The 26,953-nt window shown below is 61.2% G+C and carries 27 protein-coding genes; 15 read left to right on the forward strand and 12 right to left on the reverse strand.

Annotated features, from left to right (window positions below; genetic code table 11):
- Positions 1–702, forward strand: a complete 702-nt coding sequence (locus tag ACRDT3_RS02650) for a hypothetical protein (RefSeq protein ID WP_431491477.1) — start codon at positions 1–3, stop codon at positions 700–702.
- Positions 703–781: 79 nt separating this feature from the next.
- Here the strand turns inward: ACRDT3_RS02650 and ACRDT3_RS02655 are convergent, their stop codons facing one another.
- Positions 782–1,000: an acyl-CoA carboxylase subunit epsilon gene (locus tag ACRDT3_RS02655; RefSeq protein WP_431491478.1), complete on the reverse strand. Its 219-nt coding sequence runs from the start codon at positions 998–1,000 to the stop codon at positions 782–784.
- Positions 1,001–1,052: 52 nt separating this feature from the next.
- On the reverse strand, positions 1,053–2,663 hold the full coding sequence (locus ACRDT3_RS02660; RefSeq protein ID WP_431491479.1) for an acyl-CoA carboxylase subunit beta: 1,611 nt from the start codon (positions 2,661–2,663) through the stop codon (positions 1,053–1,055).
- 195 nt (positions 2,664–2,858) lie between these two features.
- Here ACRDT3_RS02660 and ACRDT3_RS02665 point away from each other — a divergent pair, with 195 nt between their 5' ends.
- From ACRDT3_RS02665 to ACRDT3_RS02695, 7 genes are all read left to right on the forward strand, one after another.
- Positions 2,859–3,716 carry an SDR family oxidoreductase gene (locus ACRDT3_RS02665; RefSeq protein WP_431491480.1) on the forward strand — a complete coding sequence of 286 codons (858 nt, stop codon included), beginning with the start codon at positions 2,859–2,861 and terminating at the stop codon, positions 3,714–3,716.
- Between the two features lie 57 nt (positions 3,717–3,773).
- Positions 3,774–4,640: a biotin--[acetyl-CoA-carboxylase] ligase gene (locus ACRDT3_RS02670; RefSeq protein WP_431491481.1), complete on the forward strand. Its 867-nt coding sequence runs from the start codon at positions 3,774–3,776 to the stop codon at positions 4,638–4,640.
- 86 nt (positions 4,641–4,726) lie between these two features.
- Positions 4,727–5,275 (forward strand): hypothetical protein, encoded by a 549-nt coding sequence (locus ACRDT3_RS02675; RefSeq protein ID WP_431491482.1) that lies wholly within the window; start codon positions 4,727–4,729, stop codon positions 5,273–5,275.
- Positions 5,272–6,483, forward strand: coding sequence for an adenylate/guanylate cyclase domain-containing protein (locus tag ACRDT3_RS02680; protein WP_431491483.1), 1,212 nt, complete (start codon positions 5,272–5,274; stop codon positions 6,481–6,483). Before ACRDT3_RS02675 ends, ACRDT3_RS02680 begins: the two co-directional genes overlap by 4 nt.
- Positions 6,483–7,439: a PP2C family protein-serine/threonine phosphatase gene (locus ACRDT3_RS02685; protein WP_431491484.1), complete on the forward strand. Its 957-nt coding sequence runs from the start codon at positions 6,483–6,485 to the stop codon at positions 7,437–7,439. The genes ACRDT3_RS02680 and ACRDT3_RS02685 overlap by 1 nt, the downstream gene beginning before the upstream one ends.
- Before the next feature lie 47 nt (positions 7,440–7,486).
- The gene (gene ligA, locus ACRDT3_RS02690; protein WP_431491485.1) at positions 7,487–9,763 is read left to right on the forward strand and encodes an NAD-dependent DNA ligase LigA; all 2,277 of its coding nucleotides are present in this window, start codon (positions 7,487–7,489) and stop codon (positions 9,761–9,763) included.
- Positions 9,764–9,765: 2 nt separating this feature from the next.
- Positions 9,766–10,566 (forward strand): inositol monophosphatase family protein, encoded by an 801-nt coding sequence (locus tag ACRDT3_RS02695; protein ID WP_431491486.1) that lies wholly within the window; start codon positions 9,766–9,768, stop codon positions 10,564–10,566.
- Here the strand turns inward: ACRDT3_RS02695 and ACRDT3_RS02700 are convergent.
- The gene (locus ACRDT3_RS02700; RefSeq protein WP_431491487.1) at positions 10,563–11,174 is read right to left on the reverse strand and encodes a hypothetical protein; all 612 of its coding nucleotides are present in this window, start codon (positions 11,172–11,174) and stop codon (positions 10,563–10,565) included. The genes ACRDT3_RS02695 and ACRDT3_RS02700 overlap by 4 nt on opposite strands.
- A 257-nt stretch (positions 11,175–11,431) precedes the next feature.
- Positions 11,432–11,623, reverse strand: a complete 192-nt coding sequence (locus ACRDT3_RS02705) for a hypothetical protein (RefSeq protein ID WP_431491488.1) — start codon at positions 11,621–11,623, stop codon at positions 11,432–11,434.
- Positions 11,624–11,695: 72 nt separating this feature from the next.
- On the opposite strand from ACRDT3_RS02705, the gene ACRDT3_RS02710 reads away from it, so the two are divergent.
- Positions 11,696–12,157, forward strand: coding sequence for a hypothetical protein (locus tag ACRDT3_RS02710; RefSeq protein WP_431491489.1), 462 nt, complete (start codon positions 11,696–11,698; stop codon positions 12,155–12,157).
- Positions 12,158–12,166: 9 nt separating this feature from the next.
- Here ACRDT3_RS02710 and ACRDT3_RS02715 read toward each other — a convergent pair whose 3' ends face one another.
- The 7 genes from ACRDT3_RS02715 to ACRDT3_RS02745 form a co-directional block, all read right to left on the reverse strand.
- Positions 12,167–12,616 carry an SRPBCC family protein gene (locus tag ACRDT3_RS02715; RefSeq protein WP_431491490.1) on the reverse strand — a complete coding sequence of 150 codons (450 nt, stop codon included), beginning with the start codon at positions 12,614–12,616 and terminating at the stop codon, positions 12,167–12,169.
- A 28-nt stretch (positions 12,617–12,644) separates the two neighbouring features.
- Positions 12,645–13,451, reverse strand: coding sequence for a glucosamine-6-phosphate deaminase (gene nagB, locus ACRDT3_RS02720; protein WP_431491491.1), 807 nt, complete (start codon positions 13,449–13,451; stop codon positions 12,645–12,647).
- 110 nt (positions 13,452–13,561) lie between these two features.
- Positions 13,562–14,986 (reverse strand): glycoside hydrolase family 3 protein, encoded by a 1,425-nt coding sequence (locus ACRDT3_RS02725; protein ID WP_431491492.1) that lies wholly within the window; start codon positions 14,984–14,986, stop codon positions 13,562–13,564.
- A 3-nt stretch (positions 14,987–14,989) separates the two neighbouring features.
- Positions 14,990–15,826 carry a carbohydrate ABC transporter permease gene (locus ACRDT3_RS02730; protein WP_431491493.1) on the reverse strand — a complete coding sequence of 279 codons (837 nt, stop codon included), beginning with the start codon at positions 15,824–15,826 and terminating at the stop codon, positions 14,990–14,992.
- A complete protein-coding gene (locus tag ACRDT3_RS02735; RefSeq protein WP_431491494.1) occupies positions 15,826–16,776 on the reverse strand; it encodes a carbohydrate ABC transporter permease in 951 nt (316 codons plus the stop codon). The genes ACRDT3_RS02730 and ACRDT3_RS02735 overlap by 1 nt, the downstream gene beginning before the upstream one ends.
- A gap of 94 nt (positions 16,777–16,870) precedes the next feature.
- On the reverse strand, positions 16,871–18,232 hold the full coding sequence (locus ACRDT3_RS02740; RefSeq protein WP_431491495.1) for an extracellular solute-binding protein: 1,362 nt from the start codon (positions 18,230–18,232) through the stop codon (positions 16,871–16,873).
- A gap of 75 nt (positions 18,233–18,307) precedes the next feature.
- A complete protein-coding gene (locus ACRDT3_RS02745; RefSeq protein WP_431491496.1) occupies positions 18,308–19,342 on the reverse strand; it encodes an ROK family transcriptional regulator in 1,035 nt (344 codons plus the stop codon).
- 365 nt (positions 19,343–19,707) lie between these two features.
- Between ACRDT3_RS02745 and ACRDT3_RS02750 the strand changes: the two genes are divergently transcribed.
- Entirely contained in the window at positions 19,708–20,247 is a 540-nt protein-coding gene (locus tag ACRDT3_RS02750) for a GNAT family N-acetyltransferase (protein ID WP_431491497.1), read from the forward strand.
- 83 nt (positions 20,248–20,330) lie between these two features.
- The gene (locus tag ACRDT3_RS02755) at positions 20,331–22,244 is read left to right on the forward strand and encodes a penicillin-binding transpeptidase domain-containing protein (protein ID WP_431491498.1); all 1,914 of its coding nucleotides are present in this window, start codon (positions 20,331–20,333) and stop codon (positions 22,242–22,244) included.
- A 16-nt stretch (positions 22,245–22,260) separates the two neighbouring features.
- Here the strand turns inward: ACRDT3_RS02755 and ACRDT3_RS02760 are convergent, their stop codons facing one another.
- Positions 22,261–22,860 carry a GNAT family N-acetyltransferase gene (locus ACRDT3_RS02760; RefSeq protein WP_431491499.1) on the reverse strand — a complete coding sequence of 200 codons (600 nt, stop codon included), beginning with the start codon at positions 22,858–22,860 and terminating at the stop codon, positions 22,261–22,263.
- A gap of 79 nt (positions 22,861–22,939) precedes the next feature.
- Here ACRDT3_RS02760 and ACRDT3_RS02765 point away from each other — a divergent pair, with 79 nt between their 5' ends.
- The 4 genes from ACRDT3_RS02765 to gatB all read left to right on the forward strand — a co-directional run bounded on the left by ACRDT3_RS02765 (position 22,940) and on the right by gatB (position 26,936).
- Entirely contained in the window at positions 22,940–23,497 is a 558-nt protein-coding gene (locus ACRDT3_RS02765) for a maltokinase N-terminal cap-like domain-containing protein (protein WP_431491500.1), read from the forward strand.
- A gap of 84 nt (positions 23,498–23,581) precedes the next feature.
- Complete coding sequence (gatC, locus tag ACRDT3_RS02770; RefSeq protein ID WP_038989805.1) at positions 23,582–23,878, forward strand: Asp-tRNA(Asn)/Glu-tRNA(Gln) amidotransferase subunit GatC; 297 nt, start codon at positions 23,582–23,584, stop codon at positions 23,876–23,878.
- A gap of 5 nt (positions 23,879–23,883) precedes the next feature.
- On the forward strand, positions 23,884–25,422 hold the full coding sequence (gene gatA / locus ACRDT3_RS02775) for an Asp-tRNA(Asn)/Glu-tRNA(Gln) amidotransferase subunit GatA (RefSeq protein ID WP_431491501.1): 1,539 nt from the start codon (positions 23,884–23,886) through the stop codon (positions 25,420–25,422).
- Positions 25,423–25,427: 5 nt separating this feature from the next.
- Complete coding sequence (gene gatB / locus ACRDT3_RS02780; protein WP_431491502.1) at positions 25,428–26,936, forward strand: Asp-tRNA(Asn)/Glu-tRNA(Gln) amidotransferase subunit GatB; 1,509 nt, start codon at positions 25,428–25,430, stop codon at positions 26,934–26,936.
- The last annotated feature ends 17 nt before the right edge of the window (positions 26,937–26,953 follow it).

Here is a 26,953-nt window from a genome sequence, read left to right on the forward strand (position 1 = left end):
ATGAGTGAAGTAACTATCGAGTACTGCGGACAGTACTATCCTGTCCTAGACGCCAAGCCCTTCACCATCGGCCGAGAAGGCGACCTCGCCATCGACGACAATCCTTACTTGCACCGGCACTTCTTGACGGTTACCAAGCAAAGCGGGCTGTGGTGGCTTAATAACGTCGGTAGCCGGCTGACCGCGACGATTGCTGACCGAACTGGTGGCCTGCAAGCCTGGCTATCGCCAGAATCGAGCCTGCCCCTGGTGCTCAATCGGGTGGGCGTTGTTTTCACCGCCGGTCCCACCACCTACGAGCTATCGATTCTTGTTGCCCAGCCAGCATTCCGGCAGGCCTACATGGATTACGATGCTTCGGGCGAAACCACCATTGGCCCGGTGCTGCTGACCAGTGCCCAGCGGGCCTTGGTCGTTGTTTTGGCTGAACCGATGTTGCGCCGTGAAGGCACCGGCTTGAGTTCAATTCCCACGAGCGCCGCTGCCGCTGCCCGGTTGGGGTGGGGAATAACAAAGTTCAATCGCAAACTCGATAACGTCTGCGACAAGTTGGACAAGGCCGGCGTTGCTGGGCTGCGTGGGGGACCCGGAAAATTGGCCACGAACCGCAGGGCTCGGCTGGTGGAACATGCGGTGAGTTCGCATTTGGTGACTCGCGCAGACCTGACGATCTTGGACTTCGAAGTTCCCGACGAAGACTAGGCTGCCAGCCGCACGGCAAAGAGCAATGGCCCGGAAAGTCCCTCTAGGGAACTTTCCGGGCCATCGCTCTCAGGAAGCCTTAGCGCCGGCCAATAGTCCAGCCCAAACGCGGGGCCAGCGCTCGGCGTCGGCGGATCCGGGCCACACGTTTCGTGGGCTCTGCGGCCTCTGGCGCAGGAGCCGGAGTGTTACCCATGGCAGCGAGCAACGCGGTGACCACCGCCAATTCCTCGTCATTGGGGTTTCCCTTGGTGACGCGAATCTGCGGGGCAACAGTCGGCGCAGTGTTCTGTTCCATCGGAGTGCTCCTTTTTGGTTTTAGCTGGTACTAGGCGGGCAGGAACTGCTGCTTACAGCGGGATGTTGCCGTGCTTCTTTGGAGGCAGGGTGGCGTGCTTCTCGCGCAGTGCGCGCAGGCCGCGAACCAGCTGGAAGCGGGTCTCGCTCGGGGCGATGACCGCATCCACGTAGCCCAGCTCCGCCGCCTGGTAAGGGTTAAGCAGTTCGGCCTCGTAGTCGTCGATGATCTGCTTGCGGCGGGCCTCGACGTCTCCGCCTTCGGCTTCCACGGCGGCCAGGTCGCGGCGGTAGAGGATGTTCACAGCGCCCTGGGCACCCATCACGCCGATCTGCGCGGTAGGCCAAGCCAGGTTCAAGTCCGCGCCCAGCTTCTTCGAACCCATCACGATGTACGCTCCGCCGTAGGCCTTGCGGGTGATCACGGTCAGTTTCGGCACCGTGGCCTCGGCGTAGGCATAGAGCAGCTTCGCGCCGCGGCGGATGATGCCCTGGAATTCCTGGTCCTTGCCCGGCAGGAAGCCTGGCACGTCCACGAAGGTGAGGATCGGGATGTTGAAGGCGTCGCAATTGCGCACGAAGCGGGCAGCTTTTTCCGAGGCGGCGATATCCAAGGTGCCAGCGAACTGCATTGGCTGGTTGGCGACGATACCCACGGTGCGTCCTTCGATGCGGGCGTAGCCAATCATCACGTTCGGTGCGTACAGCGACTGCATTTCAAAGAAATGCTCGTCGTCGACAACCGACTCGATGACAGTGCGCATGTCATAAGGCTGGTTGGCAGAATCCGGGATGAGCGTATCGAGCTCCAGGTCCTCGGCGGTGACATCCAGCTCTTCATCGAATTCAGCAATCAGCGGATCCGAGAGATTGGAAGATGGGAGGAAATCGAGCAGTTCCTTGCAGAACTCCACGGCGTCTTCTTCATCGGAAGCAAGATAGGTGGCGGTACCGGTATTGGCGTTGTGCTGGCGGGCGCCGCCCAGGGTTTCCATGTCAATTTCCTCGCCGGTAACCGTCTTGATGACGTCCGGACCGGTGATGAACATGTGGCTGGTCTTGTCGACCATGATCACGTAGTCGGTCAGTGCAGGGGAGTACGCTGCACCACCGGCCGATGGGCCCATGATCAGCGAGATCTGCGGGACAACGCCCGAGGCATGGACATTGTTGCGGAAGATGTCAGCGAACATGGCCAGGGAAGCGACGCCTTCCTGGATGCGGGCACCGCCGCCATCCAGGATGCCGACAACTGGGCAGCCGTTGCGCAGCGCGAATTCCTGGACCTTGACGATTTTCTCGCCATTGACCTGGGACAGGGAGCCGCCATAGACGGTGAAGTCCTGGGAGTAGACGGCCACCAGGCGGCCATCGACGGTGCCGTAGCCGGAGACCAGGCCATCGCCCAATGGCTTCTTCTTCTCCATGCCGAAGGCGGTGGAGCGGTGGACTGCGAGGGCATCAAACTCAACGAAGGAGTCCTCGTCCATGAGCATTTCAATGCGTTCGCGGGCAGTGTGCTTGCCGCGGGAGTGCTGCTTTTCAATCGCGGCTTCGCCACTTGGCGCTTCAGCGAGCTTCTGGCGGCGGCGGAACTCAGCAAGCTTTCCGGCGGTGGTGGACAGGTCGATTGACTCGGCTGCCTCGGTTCTGCCCTGCGTCATGCCTTCGACTCCCTCGAGTTGTCTTCAATGTGTAGGAATGGCACAAGAAAAATGCCAACTAAGCCAGTCTAGCTGGGCAAACAGCTCATTTGTTTGTAGGAACCTTACAAAATGGCCCGATATCTGGTGCGTGGCACGCCAGAATAAGTTACTGAACAGTAGCTTAGTAGCGGATCATCGCGTAATCTATATCACATGACTAGTGAATCGCGCACTCTTATCGCACCTGTTCCCGGGAACCTGAAAAACCGCACCATCTTGATGAGCGGCGGTAGCCGCGGCATCGGCCTGGCCATCGCCTTGGCCGCAGCCAAGCAGGGGGCCAATGTCGTCCTGCTGTCCAAGACCGATACGCCGCATCCGACCCTGGAAGGGACCATCCACACCGCCGTTTCGCAGATCGATGAAGCAGGCGGCAAGGGCCTGGCCGTAGTTGGCGATGTCCGCGTGGACGCCGATGTGCAGCGCGCAGTGGAAGAAGCAGTTGCAAAGTTCGGCGGTATCGACATCGTGGTCAACAACGCCTCGGCCATCAACCTGGCCAAGACCGATCAGCTTGATATGAAGCGCTACGACCTGATGCAGGACATCAACGTCCGCGGCACCTTCCTGCTGTCCAAGTCCGCGCTCCCGTACCTGCGCGCATCCGAGCATGCCCATATACTCACCCTTTCCCCTCCGCTGAACCTGGATCCGAAGTGGGCTGGACAGCACTTGGCCTACACCATGGCCAAATACGGCATGTCGCTGACCACCCTTGGGCTAGCTGAAGAGCTGAAGGAAGATGGCGTCGGCGTGAACTCGCTCTGGCCGGAAACCTTGATCGATACCGCAGCCATCCGAAACCTGCCGGGCGGACAGAAAATGGTTCAGGGAGCGCGCGACGCTTCGGTGGTGGCAGATGCCGCCATGGCCATTCTTGCCAGCTCGCCAGCCGGAGTCAGCGGAAACTTCTTCACCGACGGCCAGGTGCTGACACTGGCTGGCGAGACGGACCTGGGGAAGTACACCTTGAACCCAGAGATCCCGCTGGTTGAAGACATCTTCCTCTAGGCGGACGAGGAGTTAAGACTAGGCGTAATAATCGGCCGGTGCCATAGGGTTGGACGTATGGAAAACCCGCATGGCACCGACCGCGCAGCTCTCGATTCCCGGATCTTCAACGAGCTCACCGCCCAGTTGGGATTGGGGCTGGTCAATCTCAAGCCAATCTCCGGTTCAACCAATACCGAGCTGGCGCAACTGGCTAGCAATGGCGAAGCCGGCCACCTCAGCGTGTACTTCACGGAGCACCAGCAGGCCGGCAAGGGGCGCTTGGGCCGTGAATGGGTAACCCCGGCAGGATCCTCCCTCACCGTCAGCGTCTTGGCGGTGCCCGGTCCAAGCTTCCCTGCCGAAGCCCTGTCCTGGTACACCATGCTTGCGGCCTTGGCCTGGAGCCGAGCAGCCGAGAAGATCGGCGGCGTTCCATTGGGTATCAAATGGCCCAACGATTTGCTGGCCGGCGAGCAGAAAGTCTGCGGCATACTGGCGCAAATGATTCCAACTGGCAACGGCTACGGGGTAGTGGTAGGAACCGGAATCAATGTGAACCAGAACCGGGACGAGCTTCCGGTGCCTACCGCGACTTCCCTGCGTTTGGCCGGCGCCCAGAACCTTAGCCGCACCGAATTGCTGGCTGAATACCTGAAGCAATTCGCAGCCTTGGATCAGAGTTTCCGCCAGGTCGGCGGCTTTGCCCAGATGCCGTTGCCGGGAAATAATGGAAAATCCTTGCGCCAGCTAGTCAGCGGCAAGCTGGCCACCCTGGGACATGAGGTGCGTGTGGAATTCCCCGACGGATCCACGTTAGTTGGCAACGCGGTCGAGTTGGGCGCAGATGGCTCATTGGTTCTGGAATATGGATCCGGGCAGCGCAAGCACGTGATGGCAGGCGACGTGCACCACGTACGGCGCGCCGACGGAAAGTATGCCTAACCAGACTTGGGTATTGGCCCGGGACTATTATTGGAAATGATGACCGAAGCACGGAGTCGAGAACAGGAGGGGCGAGGAACAACACGATGAAGTTGCCGCTGCATGAAAGGGAACGAGTGATTATCAAAACTCGTGAACATTCCCGAGTGCTGCGACAGCCCGTGGGAGCCTTCCTCGTATTGACTGCCCTGTGTACCTTCTCGTTGGGTTATCTTTCCCGGGACGATCTCTCGGACTGGCTAGCTGACAATGCGAATGTGTGGATGATCGTTTCGGTGGTCCTGTGGGCCGCATTGGTGCTCATCTGGAGCGTGATTCCATGGGCCCGGTGGTTACGCAGCCAAATCGTCTTGACCACCGAGCGGATCATGTTCCGACCCACATACAACGATGGCAAGCTGCAATCTGTAGGATTATTTACAGTTCGCGACCTAGTCGCGCACGGCAAGGCGAAAAACGCCATGACGCGTGCGGGAACCTTGGATATCGTGCTGAACCAGGGATACGTGAGACTCTCACATGTCCCCTCGGTACCGTATTTCCGTTCTCTGGCAATGGAGGCGATGGCGAACCTGCGCAGCAACCAGAATGTGGCGCACACCGAAACGACGAACAGTGAGGGCATGGGGGCATGAGCACCGAGCACACCAACACACCCCGAGCAGACTCTCCGCAGTCCGCCGCTGAGGCTGTCCGCGGCGCCCGCCAGCACCCTCCTGTGGCCACCCCTGCCGAGTCGGATCCAATTCTCGAACTTGCTGAGGCCATGGAAGGCCCCCTGCGCATTCCGGCCCACACCCCAGACGCTGTCCGCGACACCGTCGCCTCGCTGGAAAGGCGGCTAATCGGCGGCCAACGCGAATTCCGACGTCGAGAGGTCGCCTCCGAGGCTGGTGTTTCCCTGCACTCGGCGCGCAAGCTCTGGCGTGCCATCGGCTTCCCTGAACTCAGCGACGATGAAGTATTCTTCACCCAGGCCGACAAGGAAGCCCTGGGCACCATGGTGGGCATGGTCCGCGAAGGCAAGCTGACCGAAGAAACCGCCATTTCCCTGATGCGTTCGGTCGGCCAGATGACTGACCGCATGGTGGTTTGGCAGATCGAAGCCCTGGTTGAGGACATGATCGCCAACCAGAACTTGTCGGACCGCCAGGCCCGCCGCCAGCTTTTCAGCCTGCTGCCCGAAATCATTCCCGCCATTGAGGACTTGCTGCTCTACTCGTGGCGCCGCCAATTGAACTCCGCCGTGCACCGCATGGCATTGCGGGTGGAAACCGGTGTGGCTGCCTACAACCAAGACCGTGGCGACGCAGATGGCGGCACCCCGCTGCCACTGGCTCGTGCGGTGGGCTTTGCCGACCTGGTCTCCTACACTTCGCTTTCGCGCCGCATGAACGAGCGCACCCTGGCCCAGCTGGTGCAGCGCTTCGAAGCCAAATGCGCCGAAGTCATCTCCGTGGGCGGTGGCCGCCTGGTCAAGACCATCGGCGATGAAGTGCTCTACGTGGCCGAAACCCCGCAGGCCGGCGCCGAGATTGCGTTGTCCTTGTCGCGCGAGCTGGCCAAGGATGAGCTTTTCCCGCAAACCCGCGGTGCGGTGGTCTGGGGACGGTTGCTTTCGCGCCTGGGTGATATCTACGGTCCTACGGTGAACATGGCAGCTCGGCTGACCTCGCTGGCGGAACCAGGCACCGTGCTGACCGACGCGATTACCGCAAATACCCTGCGCAATGACGCCCGCTTCGTGCTCACCGCCCAGGAAATTACCGCGGTGCGTGGCTTTGGAGACATTCAACCCTATGAGCTCTCCGCAGGCGAGGGAGCAGGACTGGTGATTGACTAATGGCTAAAGAACCAGCACCGGTTCCGTTCATCCTTGCCGCGGCAGGGTTGACGGACGTGGGCCGGAAACGAACGCAAAACCAGGACCGCATCCTGATGCACGACATCGTGTACGCGGTAGCCGACGGCATGGGCGGTCACGAAGCTGGCGAGGTGGCCAGCCAGCTAGCGGTAGAAACCATGCAGGAAATCTGCACCTTCGCCAATAAGACTTCGGTTCGGAAACTGCCATCCGTGCCAGATGTCCAGCGCCAGGTGCAGCTGGCTGACGACCGCATTCGCGAAGCACTTGAATCGCGTGGCGGCACTACCTTGTGCGCATTAGTGCAGATCAAGACCCCGGGCAAAGGCCGGGACAACGTGACAGCTCCGCTTGCCGCCGTGCCACCGTGGACCTCAAGCTTCGCGATGACGCAGAACACTGACGTCATCTCCAAGATCACTCCGCAAATGCTGGAGAACCACCGCGCCAGTTTGGCTCCAGCTACCGAGCCGATCCCGTTGGTCACCGAAGAGATCCCGAGCCTATTGCTGGTCAATGTGGGAGACTCGCGCGGCTACCGGCTACGTGACGGCGCCCTGCAACAGCTGACCCGTGATCACTCGGCCGTGCAGGAAATGGTGGATGCCGGGCAGATCACCGAGCTGGAAGCCCGCAATCATCCGCACCGGAATCTGATTACCCGTGCTCTTGGCGCAGGCGCCGAAAGCCAGCCGGATCTCACCGTCTTGCAGCCACGCATCGGCGACCGCTACATGCTGTGCAGCGACGGGCTCTCGGGCGAACTGACCGAAGACATCTTGCAGACCTTGCTGGTGAACTACAAGGACCGCACCGAAGCGGCCAGAATTCTCACCGGGGCCGCGCTGGAAGCTGGCGGCCGGGACAACGTCGCGGTGATTGTCCTTGACGTGCTGGCAGCTGAGCCCGCGCAACCTGACGCACCTGGGAACTAGGGCTCCAAGCCAGCTAAACTGTCCGCCGGTGGGGCACAATTGAATACGTGAGTGAAAAAGACGTAACACCAGTTGAGGCCACCAACGTTCCGCCAGAAGCTGACAAGTCCCGCTATGAACAGCTGGTCGAGCAGATCCGTGCCCACCGCGAGGCGTATTACCAAAACGATGCTCCGTTGGTCTCCGACGTGGAATACGATGCGTTGTTCCATGAGCTTCAGCTGCTTGAGGCAACCTATCCCATCCTGGCTGGACAGGACTCGCCCACGCAGGAAGTCGGCGGCGAAGTTTCCGCCGCCTTCGCATCGGTCACCCACGCAAGCCGCATGTACTCGCTGGAAGACGTTTTCTCACTCGATGAGCTCGAAGCGTGGCTCGAACGTGCCCAGATCAATGCCGAACGCTTGCACCCGCAGACCCCGGTCAAGTGGTTGTGCGAAGTCAAAATCGATGGCCTGGCCCTGAACCTGACCTACCGTGAGGGCAAGCTGGTTCGCGCGGCTACCCGCGGCGACGGCACCACCGGTGAAGATGTTACCCACAATGCTCTGACCATCGGCGATATCCCGCAGGAGCTGTCCGGCTCCGGCTGGCCTGAAGAATTCGAAGTCCGTGGCGAAGTCTTCATTGCCACCGATGACTTCAACAAGTTCAACGAAGCATTGATTACGCAGGGCAAGGCGCCTCTGGCCAACCCGCGCAACGCGGCCGCCGGGTCCTTGCGCCAGAAGGACCCGGAACAGACTGCCAAGCGTCCGCTGCGCATGTTCGTGCACGGCCTTGGCCGCAGCCGCGATTTCAACCTGGCTGAACAGTCCCAGGCATATGAGCTGATGCGCAACTGGGGTCTTCCGGTTTCGCCCTACGGCCGCGTTGTCGGCAGCCGTCAGGAAGCCAAGGACTACATTGCCGAGCACGGCGAGAAGCGCCACGATTTGATCCATGACATCGATGGCATCGTAATCAAGGTCGATGACCTGGCCACCCAGGAACAGCTGGGCTACACCTCGCGTGTTCCACGCTGGGCCGTAGCCTACAAGTACCCGCCAGAAGAAGTGCACACCAAGCTGCTGGACATCCAGGTCCAGGTGGGGCGCACCGGCCGCGTGACGCCTTTCGGCGTGATGGAACCGGTCCTCGTCGCTGGCTCCACCGTTGCGCGCGCGACCCTGCATAACCAGGAAGTCGTCAAGGCTAAGAACGTCAAAATTGGCGACACCATCATCCTGCGCAAGGCTGGAGACGTCATCCCGGAAATCGTTGGCCCGGTGCTTCCATTGCGTGAAGGCAACGATGACCTGCGTGATTTCGTCATGCCTACCGAATGCCCTTCCTGCGGGCAGCCACTGGCGCCGGCCAAGGAAGGCGATGTGGACATTCGTTGCCTCAACGCTGAATCCTGCCCGGCCCAGCTCACCGAACGCGTGGCCTACCTCGGCGGACGCAGCGCACTGGATATTGAAGCACTTGGCTACGAAGCAGCAGCGGCCCTGACCAGCGGTCCGGGTGAGGATCCTGCAACCCAGGGCGGCATCATTTTGCCTGCTGGCCCCGGCCCGCTGAAAAATGAAGCTGAACTGTTCAATCTCAAGGACATGCTCGATGAGCTTGGCGAGGTCAAGGTATGGCGGGAAAAGCGTTCCAAGGGGGAAGGCACCGGCAAATTCGAGCTGGTCCCGTACTTCTACTCCAAGGCCACCGCCAAGAAGCCGTCGGTACCAACCAAAAGCACCATGAAGCTGCTGGATGAGCTGGAAAAGGCCAAGGGCAACCCACTGTGGCGCGTGCTGGTGGCATTGTCCATCCGTCACGTTGGCCCGAACGCTTCGCGGGCCATTGCCACCCGCTATGGTTCCATGGATGCCCTGCTTGGAGTACTGGACTCGGGCAACGCCGAGGCTGAACTGAGCGAAATCGATTCCGTCGGTTCGATCATTGCCGAAGCACTGGTGGACTGGTTCAAGGTGGATTGGCACCGCGAAATTGTCGCCTCCTGGCAGGCCGCCGGGGTGAAGATGGAAGACGAGCAAGATGCGAACATCACCAAGAACCTCGAAGGCTTGGCCATTGTTGTGACCGGTACCTTGGACAACTATTCTCGCGATACCGCCAAGGAATCGATCATTGTCCGCGGCGGCAAGGCGACCGGCAGCGTCTCGAAGAAGACGGACTTCCTGGTGGCCGGCGAAGCCGCAGGTTCAAAGCTGGACAAGGCCCAGTCCCTGGGTGTTCCGGTACTGGACGAAGCCGGATTCGGCGTCCTGCTTGAACAAGGCCCAGACGCAGCGCGCGAGGTAGCCCTCGCCGCACCAACGGAAGGTTAGAAATGGACCGTGCAGTAACTCATGATCCGCTGGTAATGGTGGCCCGCCGGGCTGCCGCCGCCGGCGCTGAAGTACTCAGCCGCCGCGATGAATCCCAGTTCAATCTCACCGACAAGTCGGCGGCCGGGGACTGGGTGACCGACTTCGACCGCGCCGCCGAGGAAGCGATTCGCGCGGCCATCCTGACTTCCCGGCCCAACGACGAGTTGACCGGCGAGGAATATCCTAGTGCCAAGCCTGCGAACCCTAGCGGCTTGCGCTGGAGCATTGATCCGCTGGATGGCACCACGAACTTCGTGCGCAACATTGCCTATTACTGCTCCTCGGTGGGCGTCTGCCAACGCAATGATGATGGCAGCGAGACCTGGGTAGCTGCGGCCATTGTCGCCCCTGCATTGCAGGTGGAATACTTCGCCGGCAAGTCATTGGGCGCCTGGAAGCTTGACCTGCGTTCCGGAAAGCTCACCGGGCTCACCGGGCCGGCAGAATCTGAGACCAAGATCCTGGCAACTGGCTTTGGTTATGATTCCCAGCGCCGCCAGTTCCAAGCCCAGGTACTTGGGCAAATGCTCCAAGACTACGTAAATGTGCGTCGCCTCGGCTCGGCCGCGCTGGACCTGTGCCTGGTGGCTGAGGGGTCTTTGGACGCCTACGCCGAATATGGCACCCAGGAATACGACTGGGCTGCCGGCGCGCTGATTGCCGAAGAAGCCGGATGCCAGGTAGGCCGGCCCAGCAGCAACCCGGGCTGGCAGTACGCTGGACTGGTAGATCCAGCCAAGCTCGCGGAGCCGAACGCTTAAAGAAGCAATGCTGCCATCCACTGATGCGCATAATGGATGGCGATGCCCACGGCTACACCGCCGCACACCTGTGTGGCGGTGTGCTGGTAGCTGCGGATGCGGGCCCAGGAAAGCACCGCTAGGAAGAACACCACTAGCGGCATCATTTCGATCTGCTGTCCCGCCACCTGCAAAACAACGTAGGTGCCCACAGCCAGGTGCACCGAGACCTTCCACCAAAAATTGATCACGGCAACAAACGCCAATCCCAGCAGGATACTGAGCACTTCGAGGAAGATCCCGGTAGTGGCATCCATGATCAGCAGCACGAGCAGGCCGCACAAGATCAATCCTGCGGTGTAGGCGTAAATCCCATGCCGCTGGTGCCGCACGGTCACGTGCATATCGGTGACCTTGCCCCGCAGTTTAGCTCCGGCCAGGATCAGCCACGGAATAATCGTGGTGAACAGGGCAGCAACAAGCGACTCGATCCAGCGCACCGAAGAATCCCGCAATGGCGTTGCCAGCAGCAGCACGGTCGCCAAGATGATGGGGGAGAGCAGGTGCGAAACCACTAAGGCGATTTTTCGCACCGCAATTGGGTAGCTGGCTGGCGAGGTCTGCTGCATCGGGGTCATTGGCCTTGATATGGGTAGCGGTTTACTGCCGTCTAAGCGACTAATCCACTGTACATGCAGTTCCGGCGCCAAGTGCCTCCGGCGGACGCCGATCAGTCCTCGGATCCAACTTCCAATCCAGCACCGCTCATGGTGCCGCGCGTGCCGGTAAGCGTTGCAAGCGCAGCTTCCCGTTCGGACATCGCGCAGGGAGCCTCGTCGGTGAATCCGCGAGGCCTGCGAATCCCGTTCAAGAATCCAATGTCCTGCTAGGTGACGCCCCATTTGATGGTGGATCGTCCAGTCTCCTCGAAATCGGGCTTGCCAATGAAGATTCCCCAAGGAGTCAGATGGGTCTGGAAACCAAGTTCTCCAACCAAGTGGTCAACGACTTCTTGGCGCTGGACTTCTGCATGGGCGTTGGCTGGCATCGGCAGCGGGTCCAGGGTGGCAACCGGCATCTTCCATTGCTGGCCAAGCAAATATAGGCTCAACTGGACGACCAGAATACAAGCCACGGGGATGGGGCCGGCATGCTCAGGATTTCGACGCTCATCATGAAAGTCAGCGTGATTTCAGCGGTGCTCATTGCCGTGGCCACTGCTGGAATCCTGTTCGCCGTAGCCAATCCGAATAGCGTGGCAGACAAATATTGCGAAGCTGAAGGTCCGCAGCTGATTTATGATGAGGGAGAACAGGAAACGACAGTCATTGTGGCGGCCTCCGCCCCTGCCTGCCACCTGGGCTTGCCGGCCGGAACCGAATACTCCGTAACCTTGGAGCGAGGCGAAGCCAAATCGGATCAAGGTCCGGATCTGAAGATCCCGGTTAATGCCGATGGTTCATTCAGCCACGAACTTCCGGTGGATGCCAGTGAATTACCCAGTCCGATGACCGCCATAGTCGAGGCGCAGCCGCAGACCGCAGAATGCGAAGAGGCCAATTCCTGCGCGGTGCGCCAATGGAGTGTGGTTATCGAGCCACGAGGCCGGTAGCAAGCAGGCTCAACCTTGCGCCTTGACCAGATAGTCGTTGCGGATCCGGATCAGCTTGGGCAGGTACCAGCCAAGCACGAGCCGTTCGGCTAGCCATCCCAAGGGACCGAACGGAGCACTGAAGCGGATCTTGTCGACCATCAACGTCCCGTGAGCCGACTCATGGAATTCATGGACATGGTGGAAGGACTTGAAAGGACCTCGCACCTGCTGGTCGGTGAAGGTGCGCGGGGCGTCCAACTCGGAAATCCTGGACGTCATCCGGAAGGGAATCCCGAAATGCTTGGCACGCCAGGTAACTTGCTCTCCCAGGCCGATAGTTCCGCTGGTAACTCCAGCCACTGCCTTTTCCTGCGAGTCGGCCATTGATCCGGTATGCGCGTCGATGCTCAACGACTTTTCGAAGAGCTCGGCACGGCTAACGCTGGCTTGCGTAACGCATTCAAAGTAGACGGCCATAGCTAAAGTATGCCACTGGCTGGGAGTTCTAGCGGACGGCTAGGTCTACAACGGTTAATTCTTCGGCCGCATCATCGTAGTAATCACGCAGCTTCAGCCCCTTGGCTGCCGCTTCATCAACTACTACCACGGCATCCTGATGCAGCTGCAGGACAGATGCCGGGCAGGAAGCTGACAGTGGCCCCTCTACGGCAGCCGCAATGGCTTCGGCCTTGCCCGCACCCACGGCCACCAGGACCAAGCGGCCGGCGTCAAGAATAGTGCCTAGGCCCTGGGTGACGCAGTGGGTAGGAACGTGCTCAATGCCGTCGAAGAAACGGGCATTGTCTTCACGGGTGTTCGCCGCGAGGCGCTTGATGCGAGTGCGGCTTCGCAGCGCGCTGCCTGGTTCGTTGAAGCCCAGATGCCCATTGGATCCGATGCCCAGAATCTGTACGTGGATGCCACCGGCCTGGGCGATGGAGGCATCGTACGCCCGGGCCGCCGCCTCGATGGCTTCCACGGATGCGGCCATGCCCTGCGGTACATGCAGGGAGTGCGCAGGCAAGCCGATGACATTGCAGACCTCGTTGATCAGCGTCTGGCGGTAGGACTGCTCGTGGGTGTCCGGGATCCCGATGTACTCATCCAGCGCGAACCCCTGGGCATCGGTGAAGTCAGCGCGTCCTTCTTGCACGGCCCGGGCCAGCTCGCGGTACAAGCCCAAGGGCGATGATCCGGTCGCCAGTCCCAGCATGGAAGGAGCTCCAGCACTGTGGTGGGCGAGGCCTGCCAGGACGTTGTCGGCCGCGATTTTGGCGACTTCTCCGGGGGACGAACCAATCAGAACGCGCATGAAACTACAGTCCAATCATTAGTAATTCAGGAGGCCGGCTTGCTCTGCACGGCTTGGATGCAGCAGCATCGCATGCCGGCACTGATCCATTTTTGCAGTTTATTGCCGTGCTAGCACTTTTGCGACTCAAAGACCTGCAACATCTCAAGCACGGTGCGTGCCAGCACCGGAGAAGCGCCGTAGGTGGTGATATCCGCTCCCGCGGCCGGCCAGCCGAAATTGACGATGAGTACCTGCGCTCCGGCCTCGCGCAGTGACTCGGCCACTTCATGCGCCTCATGGGACGGGGATAATCCCCGGGCTGCAAGAAGCACCTTGCTCCCACGGGCAACGGCGCTCGGCGGTACGGTGTGCGCAACGCTGGATAGCCCCCACGGAACGTGCCCCACCGCCATGTTGCTTTCGGAGTCCAGCTGTACCAGTTGGGCCGGAGCCGGGCTCATTTTCCATGAGGCTACTGCGCTGGAGAGTTCGAAGGCCTGTGCCCAATCACCTGTTGGCAGGTCGACCGGTGGCGCGGCGGCATCCCCGACCCGGTAGTGCCGGGCGAGCGTGGAAGTGCGTTCTGCCGCCTCGCGCAACCGAACCAGGCTCAGCGTCCCATCTTCGGCGGCCTGGATTATGGCGTCGATGACCTCTTCGTATGCTTTTTGGCTCATGTCGGTGCCCAGGCACAGCAGGTCGGCTCCGGCACGCAGGGACCGGACCGCTGCCACCGGGATGCCGGTCTGCGCGCTGGCGCCGGCCATGTCCAGCGCATCGGTGACCACTACGCCGTCGAAGCCCATCTTGCCGCGCAGCAGGTCTTGGAGAATGGCCTCGGAGAATGTGGCCGGGTTGTGCGCGTCCAGGGCCGGAACCATGATGTGGCTGGTCATGATCGCTGCTATGCCGATGGCGATGGCGGCGTTGAAGGGAGCGAGCTCGCGCTCGGCGAGCAGTTCGGGTCCTGCCATGACAACGGGCAAGGAGAGATGCGAATCGGTAGCGGTATCACCGTGGCCCGGGAAATGCTTGGCGCAGGCAGCTACCATCTCTCCTTGCAACCCCACGGTGAAGGCCGCGGCATGTGCCGCTACCTTGTGCGGGCTGCTGCCGAAGGAACGTACACCGATCACCGGGTTCTGCGCGTTGCTGTTCACATCGGCATCCGGTGCCAGGTTGAGGTTGAATCCGTAATCGCGCATTTCTCGGGCTATGGCCCGGGCACTGGCCCGGGTGAGGTGCAGATCGTTTATCCGGCCCAGCACCGCATTACCGGGATGGCTGGAACCTGTACGGTAGTGCAGCCTGGTGACGTCTCCGCCTTCTTCGTCCAGGGCAACAATGGCCTCGGGCGCAATCCGCCGGATATGCCCCATCAGGGAAGACAGCTGTTCCTTGCCTTGTATGTTCCCGCCGTAGATGCACAGCGAGCCCAAACCGGATGCCAATTCTTCGGCGACCCATGATGGCAGGGTGGTGCCCGAGAAGCCTGGCATGAGCACTGCCCGGGCCAGATCGCGCAAAGTCGGGTTTCCGTGGTAGTTTTCCATGCTTTATCCCTTGACAGCCCCGCCGACCAGGCCCGATGACATCCGGGACTGGACCAGCAGGAAGAAAATAATGACGGGCACCGCAACCAGGGTCGAGGCAGCCATGACCATGCCCCAATCGGTTTCCCTGGTTGCTGATGCCTGGATGAAAGACCGCAGCCACAAGGGCAGCGTCTTGGCCTGGTCCTCGGTCATGGCTACCAGCGCCACGGTGAATTCATTCCATGCCTGCAAGAAGGCGTAGACACCGGAAGCTACCAGGCCCGGGGCCAGCAGCGGGAAGGTGATCTTCAAGAAGGCCTTGGTGCGGGACAAGCCGTCGACCATGGCCGCTTCTTCCAGTTCCACGGGAACCCCCGCGACGAATCCACGCAGCATCCAGATGGTGAAAGGCACGACTGCCGCGGCGTAGAGGACCGTCAATCCTAGGACGGAATTGAGCATATTGACACTGGACATCATCTTGTATTGCGCAATGAACATGCCTTCTGCGGGAAGCATCTGGATCAGCAGCAGCGCAAGGATGAACGATTTGCGTCCGCGGAAGCGGAATCGGCTGATAGCCAGGGCACCGAGGAATGCCACAAACAGGCAGACCAGCACCGTGCAAAGAGTCACTGCCAGTGAAACGCCCAGGGCTTGTAGGAAGCCGCCATCGGAGAGCACCGCGGCGAAGTTGTCGAAGGAACCGCCCAAGGGCAGGAAGGCAGGGGTGCTGGATTGCAACGCGGTGTTGGAGAGCATCGAGGAGTTGAGCATCCAGTAAACCGGGAAGGCCCAGATGAAGGCCGCGATCAGGGCCAGCGCAGCGGCAAGGCCTCCTGCAAGCTTGGTGCGCATCAGTTTTCTTCCTTCATCAGCGAGCGGACGTAGTACCAGCTGATTCCGACGGTGATCAGCAGCATCAAGATGGAAACCGCACTGGCGACGCCGAAAGATCCCGAACCGACACCGGCCTGGTAGATGTAGGTACCCAGCAAATGCGTTTCGTTGGCGACACCGCCGGCATCCTGCAGCAGCTTGATCTGCGTGAACACCCGGAGGTCCCAGATCAGCTGGAGCAGCATGACGATGGAAAGCACCGGTGCGATGACCGGCATGATGATCAGCCTGGTCTGCTGCCATCCGGTGGCGCCATCCATGGCGGCAGCTTCGAGCATTTCCTCGGAAATCTGCGTCAACCCGGCATAAATGCTCAAAGCGACAAAAGGCACCGAGGACCAGATGACGATGACCAGCGCGGTGATGAAGAATGTCGTGGGCTCGGCCAGCCAGTTGTGCCCCTGGGCATCGGCACCGAGCTTGACCAGCACCCAGTTCAACAGCCCGTTTCTCCAATCGACAATCCAGACCCAAACTGTCATGGAAGCCACGATCGGCATGGCCCAGGCCAGCAGCAGTGCAACCTGCAAGATCAGGCGGAATGCCGTATGCAGTTGCTTCATCAGCAGGGCCAGCAAGAACCCCGTGGCAACCGTGAGGCCTGCGGCCAGGAAGCAGAACAGCAGGGAACGGCCGAGCACAATCCAGAAATTCGCGTCGCTGAGCAGCTGGATGTAGTTCTTCAATCCGACCATTTCTGGCGGTTGGCCGAACTGCTGCTTCAACCCGAATTCCTGGAAACTGGTCACCAGCTGCCAGCCCACCGGGTAGCCAAGGGCAAGAGCGAGCAGGATGATCGCGGGAAGTATCAGCAACCAGGCACGTGATCGCGGGGCCTTGTTGGCCGCCACTTGGGCGGCAGGGGGCCGGTCCGAGGCCGTATCGGGCACGGTGAGCTGGGAAGTCATGGGTAGAGATCCTCGATAGACGGTGGAGGGAGGGAAGGGATCTTCCGGTGCCGCTGGCGGCCGAGCGCCGCCAGCGGCGCCCGGCAACCTGCTGCTATTCGAGGTTCAGCATCGGGGTGATCTTGGCGTCGTATTCTTCAGCCAGGGACTTCAGATCCGTTGCCGTGGCGATCTTGCCGAAGAATTCCTCGAGTACCTGGTTGGTTTCCACGGCTGCCCAGCCCGGCGCCGCGGGGGTCAGCTTGGAGTTCTTCATGGCTTCCACCGCGGTGGTGGCGAAGGCATCATCGCCCAGTGAGGCGGAGTACTCGAGGTTTCCCGGGCCCAGACCATTTTCGCCCAGCATCGTCTGGTAGTCCTCGGAGAAGATGATGCGCAGCAATTCCTTGGAGAGTTCCGGGTTCTGGCTCTTGGCCGAGATGCCGATATTCGAGCCGCCGGCCAGAACCGGCGCCGGGTTGCCGTCGTTGCCAGGCAACGCGAAGATGCCGAACTTGTCCTCGTTCCATTTGCGGGCTTCCTTGCCATCGGCCTTGGCCAAATCTCCGATGGACCAGCGGGCCCAGTTAGGCGCCATGATGGTGGCCGCGTTCAGCTCGGTTTTTCCGGTGGGCTTGCCAGCTTCGTCCAGGATCTGGTCGGCATCATTGATGTACAGCCACGGGGATACGTCCTTGGCATCTGCTGGCGCGTGGGAAGCATCCTGGTAGATGGCCTGCAGCTGTTCCAAGCCCTTGAGCGTATTGGCATCGGCAAGGGTGGAGACCCATTTATCGCCGTCCTTCCGGGCCAGGTCCCCGCCATTGGCGAAGATCCAGGACACGGCATTGCGCCAATCCTGCCCGCCGAGGAAGAAGCCCGAGAAATTCTTGATGCCACGTGGATTCTGCGAGGCAATGGACTTGGCCGCGGCGTTGAATTCATCCAAGGTCGTTGGAGCCTTCACTCCGGCTTCCTCCCACAGGTCCTTGCGGTAGAACATGAATCGCGAACCCGCATAGTAGGGAAGCGTGTATTTGGTCCCGTCAACGCTGCCGGCTTCGACGAAGGACGGGATCAGGTTCGATCCGCCCAGGTCCTCGTACATCTCGCTGAGATCGAGGAACGCGCCGATCGAGGTGAACGTCGGTGATTGGGTGTTGCCCATCTCGACGACATCCGGAGTGTTATTGGCATCCGGAAGGGCGGTGGTCATTTTCGTGACCAGATCTCCCCAGCCCTGCTCCTCGATCTTCAGCGAAGCCCCGGTCCGTTCCTTGAAGGTGTCCTTCAGATAGGCGCGGAGGTCATCCGGGGTGTCTGCGCCGGCCAGCCACAGGGTGATGGACTTGTCGGCATTTGCCTCCTTGTCCATTTGAATCGCGGGCGCGGCGGTATCGCCGCCAGTTCCGCCGCAGGCGGTCAGCCCCATGACTGCGGCTAGGGCCGCGGCTAGGGACAGCATCGTCTTCTTCACGTCAATGGTTCCTCTCGATAAAAGTGTTGCGAGTGAATTCGGAAAATCAGGTTGGCATTGCACAGGTGCGATAGGCTAGGCCACCCCCAATTCGTTGAACAGCACGTTCGCTGCCGCGCCACGCAGGACGATATCGTCCGGATGGGTGGAGAGGTGGACCGAGAAGAGGCCGCGTTGCGCGGAGTTGGTGCGTGCCGCGATGGTTTCGCGAACTGCATCGAGCAGCTCGGAATCGACAAAGCGGGCAGGTCCGGCGAGCACCAGCTCCTGCAGATCCAGTACCGAGACAATCGGGGCGAGAACGATGCCAAGGCGCTCGCCCGCCTCGGCCAAGACGGCGCTTCGGTGGGCGCCTTCCGCTACATCTTCCGGGCGCTGGTCCAGCGCGCGGCGAATAGCCGGTATGGAAGCCCAGGTTTCGACGCAGCCGTGCTTGCCGCAGACGCATTCCGGTCCCTGGTCGGTACCGACCACGACGTGGCCGATTTCGCCCGATGCGGCATTCGCGCCGCGGACCCTGGAGCCGTTGGCAATGGTTCCGCAACCGACACCGCGCCCCAGCTTGACCAGCATCATGTGGGGGCTGTCGTTGCCGGCGGTGTGCTCACCCATGACGGCGCCGTCCGCGTCATTGAGTACATGGGTGGGAAGCCCGAAATGCCCGGAAAGGATTTCCTGTAAATCCAGATCGGTCCATCCGAAATTCGGTGCGGTGAGCACAAGTCCCCGGTCTGTGACGATTCCGGGGGTTCCGACGCCGATGCCAATGACATGCTCGGTGGCAGCGGCAACCGCGCGAGCGGTGAGCGCAACCACCTGTTGGGTGGCCGCGTCGCCCTTCTCGTCGTTGGTTTCCAGCTCAACCCGGGTCAGCACGTTTCCGTCCACGTCCATGACGGCCGCGCGCATGACAGCCGAATCCGCCAGATCGACAGCGATGATCTGCAGCCCTTGGCGATTGACATCCAGCAGAATGCCGGGCTTGCCTGGCCGGCTGCCGCTAGAGGTTCCCACCTCAACCACGTGGCCGCGGGAGAGGAGCTCGGAAACGAGATCCGAGATCGTGACCCGGGTAAGCCCGATGGCACGGGAAAGGTCTGCCCTGCTCATCGGACCCTGCGCGTGGAGGTGCTGGAGCAACAGCGCAAGATTGCGTTCCCGCCCGTGGGACGGGAGCGATGCGGTGCGCCGGGCCATGGTTCGTAGGCTGCCATCGGATGGATTCATAAGTGTTAGTTAACTTTACTAACAAACTTTTGACAAGAGATTTTTGAAATAAATTCACGGAGGCCCATCTCCGCCAATCCGTAGAGCTGCGGTGAACCTGCAAGCAACTGCGTCCCGCTTGCGATGAACGGAAGCTGTCAAAGTGCTGGCCTGCATCCCGGAAGGCCCGCACTGCGGGCAGGTTACCGGAGCCCGTGGAATGCGCAGCGGTTCAAGGACCAGGCGCAAGGTGGCACACTTTAATCACTATGACTTTGAATGAGGATTTTCGAGCAATCGACGGGGAGCTCACCGTCGAGCGCGCCACGCCTGCCGATTACCAGTGTGTGGGGGAGCTGACCGCCGAGTCCTACTTTGCCGCTGGGCATTTCAGCAGCCCGGAGGACGAGTACCTGAACTTTGTTCGCAAGGTGGCCCAGCGTGCAGCGCAGAGCGAAATCTATGTGGTGCGCCGAGCCGGTGTGATTATCGGTTCCATGACCTTGATCCGCGCGGGCAGCGACTATGCGGACATCGCCCGAGCAGACGAACTGGAAATCCGCATGCTCAGCGTTGATCCCGCCGCGCAGCGCAGCGGTGTTGGCCGGACCATGGTGGTGGCCGCCATCGAACGGGCACGGCTCCTTCCTGGAATCAACGCCGTCTCCCTGACTACCGGCAGCAGCTGGGTTTCTGCCCGGAGCCTGTATGAATCCCTCGGATTCGTCCACTATCCCGAACGCGACTGGGTTGTGCCGGACACCGATATCGAATTGGTTGTCTACGCCTACAGCCTGCGGCCAAGATAGATCAGCCAAGAACCAGGTGAACCGCCCATGACTTCGGCTGGCACACGTTGTGGTCTGTCTGAGCGCGTGAATAGAATGGCGCCATGAGTGCTATTCGCCGAAGTGTTGCCGCCCTGTCCGTTGCGTCTCTAGCCATGGGCGCACTAAGTGCCTGCAGCGCCGGCGCCCCAGACCCAGCGCCTTCGGCCGATGCGCTGGTATCCGCCATGAATAGCGGCGATTTCGGCGGCGTGCAATTCGCTGGATTCAGCCCAGAAGACGCCACTAAAGCCCAGGAAACGGCTTTTGGCACCATGGGCGAAATCAAGCACGAGAGCACCGTTCGTTCGGTGGCCGAAGACGAAGAAGAGCAAGATGGGGTCAAGACAGCTACCGCGAGTATCACCACGGTGTGGGATGTCGACAAGTCAGACAAGGATCTGAGCTATGACACCCGGGCTGTATGGGAATTCGACAAGGAATCCGATTCCTGGAAACTGCGCTTTGACCCGTCAATTCTCGCCCCTGAATTTGAAACCGGCGACTACCTCAAAGCGGCTTTCGACCCTGCAGCACGTGGCAACATCACGGATGCAGAAGGTGAAAGCATTGTCTCCAACCGGCCGGTGATCCGTGTCGGCATGGATAAGACCCATGCCGAAAAGGAGAACTGGGAAAGCTCAGCGAAGAAGCTGGCCAAGCTGGTGGATATCGACGAAGAAGCCTACGTGCAACGCGTGATGGCCGCTGGCGACAAAGCGTGGGTGGAAGCAATTGTCTTGCGCGATGACGCAACGCGGGAAGTTACCGACGAGGAAATCAAGGGCATCCCGGGTGCCAACTTCCACAACGACGAGCTGCCGTTGGCGCCCACCCGGTCCTTCGCCCGTCCACTGCTGGGCAGCGTTGGAAAGGCCACCGCCGAGAATATCGAGAAGTCCGAAGGCAAGGTCAAGGCCGGTGACCAGGTAGGCCAGTCGGGATTGCAGGCCGCCTACAATGACACTCTCTCGGGAACCGCCGGAGTTTCAGTGTCGCAGTACAACGCTGAACATGAAGCGGTAGCGGAACTGTTCACCACCGCCCCGGCAGCTGGCAAGGATCTGAAGACCACGTTGGACACCGGTATGCAGGAATCCGCGGATGAACTGCTGGCCGAGGCTGAATCGAACTCGGCCATTGTGGTCATTCGTCCCTCTGACGGCAGCGTCCTCGCTGCCTCCTCGGGTCCGGTTTCTTCCGGAATGAACACCTCCTTGCAAGCCTCGTATGCACCGGGTTCTTCCTTCAAGGTCGTTAGCGCCTTGGCAATGCTGCGTGAAGGAGCAACACCGGGCACCGAGGTCAAGTGCCCGGCAACCACGGTGGTGGATGGCAAGAGCTTCAAGAACTATGACGGCTACCCTGCTTCCGCGGTAGGCACCATCCCGCTTTCCGAGGCTATCGCCCAGTCCTGCAATACGGTCTTTGTGGATCAGGGAAAGGAAATTGGCGGCAAGAACCTGGCTGACGCCGCAGCGGCCCTCGGCTTGCTGGCAGAAGACGGGACCGGTGCCGGTGCAGTTTTCGGTTCGGTGCCCGAAGATTCCGAAGGCACCACCCAGGCCGCGAACATGATCGGCCAGGGCGTGGTGGAAGCATCGCCACTGGGCATGGCCACAGTGATGGCGTCGATCCAGGCGAAGTCCACCGTGCAACCCAAGCTGGTACTGGCGCCAGAACCCCAGGCCCCTGCCAAGCCGGCCTCCACGCTGAGCGAAGAGGAAGCCGAGCAGCTGTCCACCATGATGGCCGAGGTCGTGGACCATGGAACCTTGAAGGATCTGAAGGCAGTGGGCAGCGGCAAGATCATCGGCAAGAGCGGCACCGCCGAATACGACAGCGAAAAGAACGCCCACGCCTGGGCCATCGCCGCCCAAGGCGATCTGGCGGTTGCCGCGTTCGTCGAGGATGGAGATGGCGGAGCCCAGTCGGCCGGACCGCTGGTGAAGTCAATGCTGGAGGAAGCCGCGAAGTAGCGCCGCGAGGCGCTGGTCAGCCCCGCTGGGCGAAGTATTCGTGGGAGAGTAGGCTCAGCTGCACTTGGTCGTGGAATTCTCCGTTATGGAAGTACACCTCCCGTTGGCGTCCCTCCTGGGTATACCCGGCTTTTTCATATGCCCGAATGGCCCTCTGGTTGAAGGCCGCAACGCACAGGCTGATCCGGTGCAGCCCCAACTCGCGGAAACCGTAGCCGGACATCAACGCAGTGGCGCGGGTGCCGAAACCCTGGCCGACGAAGTCCGGGCCAAGCATCACCGCCAGCTGCGCGGCACGATGCGGCAACTGGCCGCCATGGAGCGTGATGTGCCCGATGAAGGTACCGGTGCCGCGCTCGAATATGCTGAAGCCGGCATCGCCGGAAGAGGGCTTGTTGTCGCTCCACTGGGCGAACATTTCCACGAGCGGAGTCCCGGGACGCGGTTTGATGGTTCGTTGCTGGAGCACCGCCCAGGTCGGGTCGTTCCACCACCCGGCCATGACCGAGAAGTCCTCGTGCTCAGACTCGCGCAGTTCAATGGCGGCATCTTGCAGCAGGCTCTGGCCGTACTGCTGCGCCTGCTCGACTTCATTCCACGGCTCATGTGTGTGCATGAAACCATCGTAGGAGCTATCAGCTGGCCAAAGAACCATTGCGCCAGCACTTGTGCCTAATCCAAGCAATTGACAGACTATGCTCATGGGAATCGTCTACAACACCACTATGTCTCCAACCAAGACCGAGTTGGTGGCAGCCTGGCTGGCCAAGCAGGAGTTCTACACCGGTCAGAGTGCTCCGAAACTTGAAAGTGTCGGCGGATTCCGCCTGGAAGACCCGCAGGGTGAAGTCGGTATCGAGTTGAGCTTCTACGCTGACCACTCCGATACCTCTGACGTGATTTACCACGTTCCGCTGACCTATCGGGACGCCCCGGTTGATGGCGCTGAACGGTACCTTGTGGGAACGAGCGAGCACGCGATTCTGGGCCCTCGCTATGTCTATGACGCCGCCGGCGACCCCATCTTCATCGCCCAGGCCCGGGAACTTTTGGCCGGGAAAGCCACTCCGCAGCACCGGTACGAGTCCTTTACCGAGGATCCGCGGATCCTCGTCTGCGGAGAGTCCCAGGGCAAAGACGCGGTGATCATCCGCAAACCGGCAGCCGGTGATCCAACCGAAGCCGGTGTTATCGGGATCTGGCAGAACGCCCTCGGGCAGGATCTGAGCGGTTTGGTATTGCGCACAGCATAACTAATGCCCCGCATATAGGCTTTGGGGCGGGCGCGTAAGGGATAGACTTGTCTATGAAACCCAACCGCCATTCTAGGGAGATATATGTCTGCCATCAGCCGTGAGGACGTTGTGCATCTGGCACACCTTGCCCACATCGAGATGAGCGACGCAGAGCTGGACAAAATGACCGGTGAACTCGACGCTATCGTCGGTGCCATCGCGTCCGTCAGCGAAGTCGCCGCCTCCGACGTCCCAGCCACCAGCCACCCGATCCCGCTGACCAACGTGTTGCGCGAAGATACGGTGGGGCAGACGCTGAGCATTGAAGAAGTTCTGCTCAACGCGCCGGATTCGGACTCGGACCGCTTCAAGGTCCCGGCTATCCTGGATGGTGAATAATCCAAGTGAATGAACTGATTAAGCTTTCCGCCACCGAGCTGGCCGCCAAGCTGCGCGCAGGCGAAGCGACCTCTGTCCAGGCTGTCCAGGCCCATCTGGACCGCATCGCCGAAGTCGATGGCACCCTGAATGCCTTCCTGCATGTGAACGCCGAAGAAGCGCTCGCCGTCGCCGCCGAGGTTGACGCGATCCGCGCCGCTGGCGGTGCCGAGGCGGAAGCGCTCCACCCGCTGGCCGGCGTGCCCATCGCCGTCAAGGACCTGATCGTCACCAAGGGGCAGCCGACCACCGCGGCCTCGAAGATGCTCGAAGGCTGGATGAGCCCCTACGACGCGACCGTGATCGAGAAGATCCGCGCTGCCAAGCTGCCAATGCTGGGCAAGACCAACCTGGATGAATTCGCCATGGGTTCCTCCACCGAGCACTCCGCCTACGGCGTGACCCGCAACCCGTGGGACCTGGACCGCATTCCTGGCGGCTCCGGTGGCGGCTCGGCCGCAGCCGTGGCCTCCTTCGAAGCTCCGCTGGCACTGGGCACCGACACCGGCGGCTCCATCCGCCAGCCAGGTGCTGTCACCGGTACCGTCGGCGTGAAGCCGACCTACGGTGCCGTGTCGCGCTACGGCGCAATCGCCATGGCTTCCTCGCTGGACCAGATCGGCCCGGTCTCCCGTACCGTGCTGGACTCGGCCTACCTGCAGGAACTGATCGGCGGGCACGATCCCAAGGATTCCACCTCGCTGCCGAACCCGCTTGAAGGTCTGGTTGCCGCCGCTGAATCCGGCGCCACCGGCGATGTCAAGGGCTTGCGCATTGGCGTCATCAAGGAGCTGACCGGCGAGGGCTACCAGGACGGCGTGCAGGCACGCTTCAACGAGTCCCTGGAACTGCTCAAGGCTGCCGGGGCGGAAATCGTCGAGGTTTCCTGCCCGAACTTCAAGTACGCACTGGGTGCCTACTACCTGATCATGCCTTCGGAAGTTTCCTCCAACCTGGCCAAGTTCGACGGGGTGCGCTACGGCCACCGCGTGCTGCCCGAAGACGGCCCGATGACCATCGAGCGCGTCATGGGCTCCACCCGTGCCGCAGGCTTCGGCGACGAAGTCAAGCGCCGTATCATCCTGGGCACCTACGCGCTGTCCGCGGGATACTACGACGCGTACTACGGCTCGGCCCAGAAGGTCCGCACGCTGATCCAGCGTGACTTCGAGGCCGCTTTCGAGCAGGCTGACGTACTGGTTTCGCCTACCGCGCCAACCGTGGCTTTCGAGCTGGGCGCGAATGACAACGACCCGCTGGCCATGTACCTCAATGACGTGGCCACCATCCCGGCCAACCTCGCCGGCGTTCCGGGCATCACCGTCCCGGGCGGCCTGTCCGAGAACCTGCCGGTGGGCATCCAGTTCCTGGCCCCGGCCTACGAGGACGCCCGCTTGTACCGTGCCGGCGCAGCACTGGAAACCCTGCTCGAGAAGCAGTGGGGCCACTCGCTGATCTCGCAGGCACCAGCTATTGACACCGCTTCGATCGCGCAGGAGGCCTAGGCACCATGAGCAACTACACCGATGAACTGGTTGACTTCGACGAGGCACTGGATCGCTACGACCCGGTACTGGGCTTCGAGGTCCACGTCGAGCTGAACACCAAGACCAAGATGTTCTCCGATGCGCCGAACGCCTTCGGCGACGACCCGAACACCAACGTCACCCCGGTAGACCTGGGCCTGCCCGGCGTGCTGCCGGTGGTCAACAAGACCGCCGTGGAGTACTCCATCCTGATCGGCCTGGCACTGAACTGCCAGATCGCCGAGAGGTGCGGCTTCGCCCGCAAGAACTACTTCTACCCGGACACCCCGAAGAACTTCCAGACCTCCCAGTACGATGATCCGATTGCCTTCGACGGCTACCTGGACATCGAGCTGGAAGACGGAGAAGTCTTCCGCGTCGAGATCGAACGCGCCCACATGGAAGAAGACGCTGGCAAGCTGACCCACATGGGTGGCGCTGCCGGGCGCATCCAGGGTGCGGACTACTCGCTGGTTGACTACAACCGCGCCGGCGTTCCGCTGGTGGAAATCGTGACCAAGCCAATTACGGGTGCCGGCAAGCGCGCTCCCGAGCTGGCCAAGGCCTACGTGGCCGCCGTGCGCGAAATCGTGAAGAACCTGGGCGTTTCGGATGCCAAGATGGAACGCGGCAACGTGCGTTGCGATGCCAACGTTTCGCTGATGCCCAAGGGCGCGGACAAGTTCGGTACCCGTACCGAAACCAAGAACGTGAATAGCTTGCGCGCCGTGGAGCACGCCGTGCACTTCGAGATCGAGCGCCACGCCGCGGTGCTGGACTCCGGTGCGAAGATCGTCCAGGAAACCCGCCACTGGCATGAGGACACCCGTTCGACCACCTCGGGCCGCCCGAAGTCGGATGCCGATGACTACCGCTACTTCCCGGAGCCGGATCTGGTGCCTATCGTCACCACCGCAGAATGGGTAGAGGAACTTCGCGGCCGTTTGCCAGAACCACCAGCCGAGCGTCGCAAGCGCTTGAAGGCCGAGTGGGGCTACGCGGACAAGGAATTCCGCGACGTGGTCAATGCCGGCGTGCTCGACGAGATCGAGCAGACCATTGCCGCTGGCGCGACGGCCGCCGTGGCCCGCAAGTGGTGGATGGGCGAGATCGCCCGCCTGGCCAAGGCCGCGGACAAGGACATCGCTGATCTGGGCGTAACTCCTGCGACCATCGTTGAGCTGAACTCGCTGATCGAAGCGAAGAAGATCAATGACAAGATCGCACGCCAGGTCCTGGAGTTCGCCATCGCTGGCGAAGGCACCCCAAGCGAGATCGTCGAGAAGCGCAGCTTGGCTGTTGTGAATGACGACGATGCATTGGGCAAGGCCGTGGATGATGCCATGGCTGCCATGCCTGATGTGGTCGAGAAGATCAAGGGCGGCAAGATGCAGGCCATCGGCGCGCTGATGGGCCCTGTCATGAAGGCTACCCGCGGACAGGCCGATGCCGGCCGCGTGCGCGAGATCGTGATGGAGAAGCTGGGACTGTAGTCCTCAGACTCCGGGCA

The sequence above is a fragment of the Glutamicibacter sp. genome (genome assembly GCF_050701915.1).
Taxonomy (GTDB): domain Bacteria; phylum Actinomycetota; class Actinomycetes; order Actinomycetales; family Micrococcaceae; genus Glutamicibacter.

Bases quoted from the DNA above. Each gene is read 5' to 3' on its own strand.
- ACRDT3_RS02670 (WP_431491481.1), top strand. From the start codon at position 3,774: ATGGAAAACCCGCATGGCACCGACCGCGCAGCTCTCGATTCCCGGATC.
- ACRDT3_RS02715 (WP_431491490.1), bottom strand. From the start codon at position 12,616: ATGGCCGTCTACTTTGAATGCGTTACGCAAGCCAGCGTTAGCCGTGCC.
- ACRDT3_RS02685 (WP_431491484.1), top strand. From the start codon at position 6,483: ATGGCTAAAGAACCAGCACCGGTTCCGTTCATCCTTGCCGCGGCAGGG.
- gatC (WP_038989805.1), top strand. From the start codon at position 23,582: ATGTCTGCCATCAGCCGTGAGGACGTTGTGCATCTGGCACACCTTGCC.
- ACRDT3_RS02730 (WP_431491493.1), bottom strand. From the start codon at position 15,826: ATGCGCACCAAGCTTGCAGGAGGCCTTGCCGCTGCGCTGGCCCTGATC.
- ACRDT3_RS02680 (WP_431491483.1), top strand. From the start codon at position 5,272: ATGAGCACCGAGCACACCAACACACCCCGAGCAGACTCTCCGCAGTCC.
- ACRDT3_RS02695 (WP_431491486.1), top strand. From the start codon at position 9,766: ATGGACCGTGCAGTAACTCATGATCCGCTGGTAATGGTGGCCCGCCGG.
- ACRDT3_RS02655 (WP_431491478.1), bottom strand. From the start codon at position 1,000: ATGGAACAGAACACTGCGCCGACTGTTGCCCCGCAGATTCGCGTCACC.
- ACRDT3_RS02750 (WP_431491497.1), top strand. From the start codon at position 19,708: ATGACTTTGAATGAGGATTTTCGAGCAATCGACGGGGAGCTCACCGTC.
- nagB (WP_431491491.1), bottom strand. From the start codon at position 13,451: ATGCGCGTTCTGATTGGTTCGTCCCCCGGAGAAGTCGCCAAAATCGCG.
- ACRDT3_RS02665 (WP_431491480.1), top strand. From the start codon at position 2,859: ATGACTAGTGAATCGCGCACTCTTATCGCACCTGTTCCCGGGAACCTG.
- ACRDT3_RS02710 (WP_431491489.1), top strand. From the start codon at position 11,696: ATGCTCAGGATTTCGACGCTCATCATGAAAGTCAGCGTGATTTCAGCG.
- ACRDT3_RS02675 (WP_431491482.1), top strand. From the start codon at position 4,727: ATGAAGTTGCCGCTGCATGAAAGGGAACGAGTGATTATCAAAACTCGT.
- ACRDT3_RS02765 (WP_431491500.1), top strand. From the start codon at position 22,940: ATGCTCATGGGAATCGTCTACAACACCACTATGTCTCCAACCAAGACC.
- ACRDT3_RS02700 (WP_431491487.1), bottom strand. From the start codon at position 11,174: ATGCAGCAGACCTCGCCAGCCAGCTACCCAATTGCGGTGCGAAAAATC.
- ACRDT3_RS02650 (WP_431491477.1), top strand. From the start codon at position 1: ATGAGTGAAGTAACTATCGAGTACTGCGGACAGTACTATCCTGTCCTA.
- ACRDT3_RS02735 (WP_431491494.1), bottom strand. From the start codon at position 16,776: ATGACTTCCCAGCTCACCGTGCCCGATACGGCCTCGGACCGGCCCCCT.
- gatB (WP_431491502.1), top strand. From the start codon at position 25,428: ATGAGCAACTACACCGATGAACTGGTTGACTTCGACGAGGCACTGGAT.
- ACRDT3_RS02760 (WP_431491499.1), bottom strand. From the start codon at position 22,860: ATGCACACACATGAGCCGTGGAATGAAGTCGAGCAGGCGCAGCAGTAC.
- ACRDT3_RS02755 (WP_431491498.1), top strand. From the start codon at position 20,331: ATGAGTGCTATTCGCCGAAGTGTTGCCGCCCTGTCCGTTGCGTCTCTA.
- ACRDT3_RS02745 (WP_431491496.1), bottom strand. From the start codon at position 19,342: ATGAGCAGGGCAGACCTTTCCCGTGCCATCGGGCTTACCCGGGTCACG.
- ACRDT3_RS02705 (WP_431491488.1), bottom strand. From the start codon at position 11,623: ATGCCGGTTGCCACCCTGGACCCGCTGCCGATGCCAGCCAACGCCCAT.
- ACRDT3_RS02725 (WP_431491492.1), bottom strand. From the start codon at position 14,986: ATGGAAAACTACCACGGAAACCCGACTTTGCGCGATCTGGCCCGGGCA.
- ACRDT3_RS02660 (WP_431491479.1), bottom strand. From the start codon at position 2,663: ATGACGCAGGGCAGAACCGAGGCAGCCGAGTCAATCGACCTGTCCACC.